Origin of the sequence: Pseudomonas sp. K8, from assembly GCF_014889455.1 — a bacterium.
Classification (GTDB): Bacteria; Pseudomonadota; Gammaproteobacteria; order Pseudomonadales; family Pseudomonadaceae; genus Aquipseudomonas; species Aquipseudomonas veronii.
This window is the reverse complement of the sequence record NZ_VJWO01000148.1, coordinates 1-752: the sequence shown is the minus strand read 5'-3', so window position 1 is coordinate 752 and position 752 is coordinate 1. Positions and strand designations below refer to the sequence as shown.

Genomic DNA, 752 nt, shown 5'->3' with positions numbered 1-752 from the left:
CGCCGGACGCGGGCACGCGGGGGGGGGGTAGGGTCGGTTCCCAAACGGCCGCCGACCCCGCCCATCGGCACGGTAACGCATGACCCCAACCGAAGATCGCACGCATCCGCACCGCAAATCGTTCCGCCTGCGCCACTGACCTCTCCCGTCGCGGTGCACTGATGCAACGAATTGAATGGCCGCACTGGCCCCTCTTCCACCACGCTGCGGCAATGACGCTCTCCCTCCCTGGCGACGCCGAATACCCGTTGTTCCGACTACGCCCGGATGGCACCGTAGAACGTCTTGGACACGCCATCCCGCAACCAGGCGACACCTTCCAGATCCACGTCACCGCCAACCGCCCGAATCTCACCTGCCCACCAGATGGCGGCGACCCGGGCGCCGTCCCCGGCCTCCCGTGGTACCTGGATGACCTCCGCCCACAGGGCTATCTCGGCAGGGCCTACGCAAGGCGCCACGGCCACGACTTCGGGACTTCACTGGATCCGGTCTGCTCCGAGCCACGATCTCTGCTCAGAATGATGTCCCATACCGGAGGCACAGGTCAGGGCGACATCATCCCCGGCGAAACCGCCCTGCAGGCAGCGCTGATGTCTCGAGAGGCTCCGCCTGACCTCGTGCGCGCAGCGACGCGCCAGCACGCCTATCCCGAGCGGGCGGTCGCCGTGATGGCAGGTACCTTGGCCTGCCTCGGCCCGGGCGGTGAGCAGCCCAAGTTCACGGCCACAGTCGAGGCTGAAGGCCAACGC

The 752-nt window shown here is 67.8% G+C and carries 1 protein-coding gene; it reads left to right on the top strand.

Going from position 1 to position 752, the window contains the following annotated elements:
* Positions 1 to 161: 161 nt before the first annotated feature.
* Positions 162 to 752 (top strand): hypothetical protein (locus tag INT12_RS30650; RefSeq protein WP_226926402.1); only part of this gene is annotated, 591 nt, incomplete at its 3' end.